Below are 5,481 nucleotides of genomic sequence, written 5' to 3'. Positions count from 1 at the left end.
GGTAGGGCAGCGGCTTGTCGCCGCCTACGTCGAGCACGCGCAACACCAGCGGGCGCCCGTCCAGCGCGGCGGCGACCGCGGCATAGGCGGCGGCCTGCTCGTCCTCGCCGGGCGCGGCCGCGCGGTCCATGAACAGGAACTCGGTGCGCAGTAGCCCGCAGCCCTCTGCACCGAGCGCGACCGCGGCGGCGGCATCGTCGGCCCCGGCCAGGTTGGCCGCGACCTCGATTCTGACTCCGTCGGCGGTGCGGCACAGGATCCGCGCGGCCGCGACGTCGGCCGCCCGGACACGGGCGCGGTCGGCCGCCTCGGCCCGCGCCGCTTCGACGCGCTCGGGCGTCGGCTGCGGCTCGATCCGTGCCCGATCGGCATCAAGCACCACCACGCGTCCGTCCGGCAGGTCGAGCACGCCGCGCCCGGCCGCGACGACCATCGGCACCCCCGCCGAGGCGGCGAGGATCGCAGCATGCGAGGTCGGACCGCCACCGGCGGTGCAGAACCCCGCCGCGCCGGCCGCCACTAGCGCCGGCACTTGGCTGGGCAACAGTTCCTCGGCGATCACGATCGCGCCGGCGGGCGGGACGGGGAATATGGGCGCGCCGCCCGCAATCGCGGCGATCACCTGCCGCTCCAGGTCGAGCAGGTCGGCCGCGCGCTCGGCCAGCAGCGCTCGGCCCGACCGGCGCAGCCGCTCGGCTTCCGCCCGGCAGGCGGCACGCCAGGCATGGCCCGCGCTCCGGCCGTCCGCGATCAACCGCCCGGCTGCCCCTAACAGGTCGGGATCGTCGAGCAGCGCGCGATGCGCCTCGGCGATGTCGCCTGCCCCGGCGGCGGCCGACGCCTGCTGTCGCGCCCGGTCGAGCGCCGCCCACTCCACCTGGGCACCCTCACCCGTTTCGGGCACCTCCGCATCGACGGCGCGCAGCCGATGCACCGGCCCGACCGCGAAGCCCGGCGCAGCGGTGACGCCCTCGCCCGATCGCATCGGCGCAGGGGATGACGGGGCAGCGGACGCGTCGCGTTCATGCTCGTCCATCCCGCTCTCGATCAGCGCGGCGACGGCCGCAACGGCGGCTTGCGCGTCCCGGCCGCGTCCGGCGATCAGCACCTCGTCGCCGCGTTCGATCGCGGCGGCGAGCAGCGCGGTGACGCTGCGCGCATTGGCATGTGAAATCGTGACCGGGGCGGCGAAAGGCTTCAGCGCGGCGGCGATCCGCGCGGCGGGGCGTGCGTGGATGCCGTTCAGCATCGGCACACGGACCGACAGGATGGTTTGGTCCGCATCCGGTGACGCCGTCGCCGCGCCCTCGCCCGCGATTCTCGACACCCGAGCGATCGGCTCGCCCGTGGTGACGCGCCGGTCGAGCGCCAGCGGCACGATCGCATGCCCTTCGCCCAGCAATATTATCGGCGTGATCGCACTTGTTGCCCGGCGCACGACGAGGTCCAGGTCGGCACGCAGCAGCGGCTGTCCCGCCCGCACGCGCTCATTCGCCTCGACCAACGCCGCGAACCCTTCACCGCCGAGCGCCACCGTGTCGATGCCGAAATGGATCAGCAGCTCCGCACCACCGTCCAGGCACAGCGTGACCGCGTGCCGGGTCGGCGCGATCGCCACGACCACGGCATCGCATGGCGCGACCAGCTCGCCCGCGAGCGGCTCGATGGCGAGCCCATCGCCCATCATCCCGCCGGCGAAGACGGGGTCGGGCACCGTGTCGAGCCGCGCCACCCAGCCGTCGAGGGGCGCGTGGAGCACGACGTCGCTCACCGCCGCAGGGCGGACGCATCCGCCGCTTTCCGATCATCGCTGGTCATGTGCACAAGCCTGTATGCCACCCGACTTCCCCGATTGCCGCTGATCGCGAACAAGACCAATCACCAGACGACTAGCATAGCTAGTTATACAACGCAGGCACGGTCAAGCGCCCGGCCTGCGAGGCCGCCGATCCCCCACAAAAGATTGCACCTGTTCATTGGTATTGGAAGGGTTCTATAGACGGCGGAACGGAGGGTGCGATGGGATTGGCGGAACGGATCGGGGAGCTGGGCCGTGGCGGCGCGCCGCTCTACCAGCAGCTGCACGACGCGCTCCGCGGCGCGATCGAGGCCCGGGTGCTGAAGCCGGAGGAGCCGCTGCCGCCTGAACGCGAGATCGCCGCCGAGTTCGACGTGTCGCGCATCACCGTGCGCAAGGCGCTGGACGGCTTGGCCGAAGATGGCCTGGTCACCCGTCGCCAGGGCGCGGGCACGTTCGTCGCCGGTCGCGTCGAAAAGCAATTCTCGAAGCTGTCCTCCTTTTCCGAGGACATGGCTTCGCGCGGCCGTGCGCCCAGCATCCGATGGCTGGATCGCCGCGAGGCTTCGGTCAGTCCCGACGAGTCGCTGACCTTCGGCCTGGGTCCGGGCGCCCGCGTGTTGCGCTTCCACCGCATCCGCTTCGCCGATGGTGAGCCGATGGCGCTGGAGCGGTCCACCATTCCGGGCTGGGGGTTGCCCGATCCGGAGTCCGTCGACGCCTCGCTCTACCAAGCGCTCGACGCCGCCGGCCATCGCCCGGCGCGTGCGCTGCAGCGCCTGCGCGCCGTGCTGTTCAATGCGGAACAGGCGCAACTCCTTGGCGTGGAGGCGGGCGCGCCCGGCCTGTTCATCGAGCGGCGCGGCTTTCTGGCCGACGGACGCGTGATCGAGATGACGCACAGCTGGTATCGGGGCGACGCCTATGATTTCGTGGCCGAGCTGAACGCGTCCGCATGATCGCCGCCGCGACGCTGATGTGGCGGGAGGCGGCGGAGGCGCCCGCCGCCGTGGCACGCCTGTCCCGCAACCGCGACGCCCTGGCGACGCTGACGCACCGCCTGCGCGCAGCCCCCCCTCCGCTGGTCGTCACCTGCGCGCGCGGGAGTTCCGATCATGCGGCCACCTTCGCCAAATACCTGATGGAGACGGCGCTGAGCGTACCGGTCGCGTCGTTCGCGCCGTCGATCAGCTCGATCTATCACGCGACGCCGCGACTGGACGGCGCCTTGTGCCTCGCCATCTCCCAATCCGGCCGCAGCCCGGACCTGCTGGCCGCGGCCGGCGCGGCGCGCGCGGCAGGCGCGCATCTGGTGGCGATGGTGAATGTCGAGGGCGCGCCGCTGGCGGGCCTGGCGGACACGATGTTGCCGTTACAGGCGGGCCCCGAACGCAGCGTCGCGGCCACCAAGAGCCTGGCGACCGCGATGGCCGGCATCCTGTCGCTGGTGGCCGAATGGAGCGGTCGCGAGGCGCTGCGTGATGCCGTGGAAGCGGCCCCCGACGCGCTCGCGCGTGCCTGGGAACTGGATTGGGGTGCGGCGGTCGACCTACTCCAGGACGCGCGCGGGCTGTTCGTCACCGGCCGCGGCATCGGGCTCGCGGCCGCGCAGGAAGCGGCGCTGAAGCTCAAGGAGACCTGCGGCATCCATGCCGAGGCGTTCAGCGCCGCCGAGTTGCGCCACGGTCCCCTGACGCTGATCGGCCCCGACTTTCCCGTGATCGCCTTCCGACAGGCGGACGGGACGGAGGCGAGCGTGGACGCGCTGACCGCCACCGCGGTGGCGCAGGGCGGGCGCGTTCTGGTCGCCGGCCGCGATCTGCCGGTCACGGACGCGCCGACCGTGCTGCAGCCGCTGTGCCAGATCCTGTCCTTCTACCGCGCCACGGCCGAACTGGCCGTGCGCCGCGGCCGCGATCCCGATCGGTCGACGGCGCTCAGCAAGGTCACGGAGACGCTGTGATGCGCGCGCTCGTCAACGCGCGGGTAGCGTTTCCCGACCGGATCGTCACCGATACGGCCGTGCTGGTCGCGGACGGGTGCATTCTCGACCTGATTCCCGTTGGCGAGTTGCCGCCGCACGCCGAGCGCGAGGACCTGGGCGGCGGCCTGCTCGCGCCCGGCTTCATCGACATCCAGGTCAACGGCGGCGGCGGCGTCCTGTTCAACGACGCGCCCACTGTCGACACGATCGCACGGATCGGGGAGGCGCACCGACGCTTCGGCACCACCGGGTTCCTGCCGACGTTGATCAGCGACGAGCTCGACGTGGTGCGCGCAGGTGTAGCGGCGGTGGACGCGGCGATCGACGCCGGCGTTCCGGGCGTGCTCGGCATCCATGTCGAAGGACCTTTCCTCAACCGGACCCGCAAGGGCATTCACGACCCCACGCGGATTCGCGATCTGGACGAGGAAGGCATCAAGGCCGTCACCGCGCTCAGGCGCGGGCGCACGCTGCTGACGCTGGCACCTGAGCGCACTACGCCCACTACCATCCGCCGCTTGGCCGACGCGGGGGTAATCATCGGCGCCGGTCATACGGACGCCACCTATGAGGAGATGATGGCGGCGATCGACGCGGGGCTGTCCGGTTGCACGCACCTGTTCAACGCCATGTCACCATTGCGCTCACGCGCCCCCGGCGCGGTCGGTGCGATGCTCGACAACGCGCGCGTCTGGTGCGGGCTGATCGCCGACGGCCAGCATGTCCATCCCGCGGCCATGCGGCTGGCGCTCGCGGCAAAGGGCATCGACCAGCTGGTGCTCGTAACCGACGCCATGCCCAGCGTTGGGCACGTCAAGAATTTCGATTTGCAGGGCCGTGCGGTGATCGCCCGCGACGGCGCTTGCTTTGCCGCTGATGAAACGCTCGCGGGCTCCGATCTGGACATGGCGGGCGCGGTCCGGAACGCCCGGGTCATGCTGGCGGTCGGGCTGCACGAGGCAATTTTGATGGCGAGCGCCAATCCCGCGCGGCTGCTCGGCCTGGAACGCGAGGTCGGCGGCATCGTCGTGGGGAACCGAGCCGACCTTGTGTTGCTGGACGGGTCAGGCACGGCGCGGCGGACATGGATCGGTGGCGAGGCCCGGGACTGCCTGCCGGCATGACGTTCCCATAGCCGTGGATTCAGAGATATTGGGTCGCTACCAGGGTTGAATTGGGAGTCGAGAAGTACGATTCTAGACGCAAACACTTAAAGTGCGAGCGCGCATTTTACTGACGAAGATTCTGCCCCAAAGAGCATTTTTCGGGAAACGACAATGCTCATTGTAGAACGCGAGCCGCACGATCAGTTATCAGCCTTAATACCTATCCTTCTCTTACTGGGAGTTTTGCTTCCCCTGTCGGCTCTCTCCCAGTTTCAACCCTTATCGTCGTTTTGCAGACTTGGCCCGGCTACGGTGCAACGCCATGACCCGCTTGACCTGCGCTGGGCTGCACGGTGTCAGCTCGGCCGTCCTCGCGATGCTCATGCCAGCCTCATGAATCCCCTCATTCAAATGATGCCGAAAGTCCGTTTGAGGAGCTGATGGTGGCGGAAGAGTTTCTCGAACTGTAGGATGAGGGGGCGTAGTCTTTCCTCGGGCATGTTGGGGATGAGTTGGTAGTACATGACGCCCTGCCGGAAGAGTGAATGCACGCGTCGCGATGTCGTGCTCGTGCGCAGATGGCGGTCGTAGCC

4 protein-coding genes and 1 pseudogene are annotated in these 5,481 nt (G+C 69.9%); 3 read left to right on the top strand and 2 right to left on the bottom strand.

The annotated features are described in order from the left end of the window. Window positions 1–1,771, bottom strand: a 1,771-nt coding sequence (locus tag ACE5C1_RS15265) for a glucose PTS transporter subunit IIA (RefSeq protein WP_374944928.1), incomplete at its 3' end; no start/stop codon positions are given. A 248-nt stretch (window positions 1,772–2,019) separates the two neighbouring features. On the opposite strand from ACE5C1_RS15265, the gene ACE5C1_RS15260 reads away from it, so the two are divergent. From ACE5C1_RS15260 to nagA, 3 genes are read left to right on the top strand one after another with little or no spacing between them, the layout of a single operon-like run. Further along, complete coding sequence (locus tag ACE5C1_RS15260; protein WP_374944927.1) at window positions 2,020–2,757, top strand: GntR family transcriptional regulator; 738 nt, start codon at window positions 2,020–2,022, stop codon at window positions 2,755–2,757. Beyond that, complete coding sequence (locus ACE5C1_RS15255; protein ID WP_374944926.1) at window positions 2,754–3,761, top strand: SIS domain-containing protein; 1,008 nt, start codon at window positions 2,754–2,756, stop codon at window positions 3,759–3,761. Before ACE5C1_RS15260 ends, ACE5C1_RS15255 begins: the two co-directional genes overlap by 4 nt. Next, window positions 3,761–4,906, top strand: coding sequence for an N-acetylglucosamine-6-phosphate deacetylase (gene nagA, locus ACE5C1_RS15250; protein ID WP_374944925.1), 1,146 nt, complete (start codon window positions 3,761–3,763; stop codon window positions 4,904–4,906). The genes ACE5C1_RS15255 and nagA overlap by 1 nt, the downstream gene beginning before the upstream one ends. A gap of 389 nt (window positions 4,907–5,295) precedes the next feature. Here the strand turns inward: nagA and ACE5C1_RS15245 are convergent. Then, window positions 5,296–5,481 (bottom strand): annotated as a pseudogene (locus ACE5C1_RS15245) (IS4 family transposase); the annotation flags it as partial.

It is taken from the genome of Sphingomonas sp. (genome assembly GCF_964263785.1).
Taxonomy (GTDB): Bacteria; Pseudomonadota; Alphaproteobacteria; order Sphingomonadales; family Sphingomonadaceae; genus Sphingomonas.
This window is presented reverse-complemented; position numbering and strand designations above follow the sequence as displayed.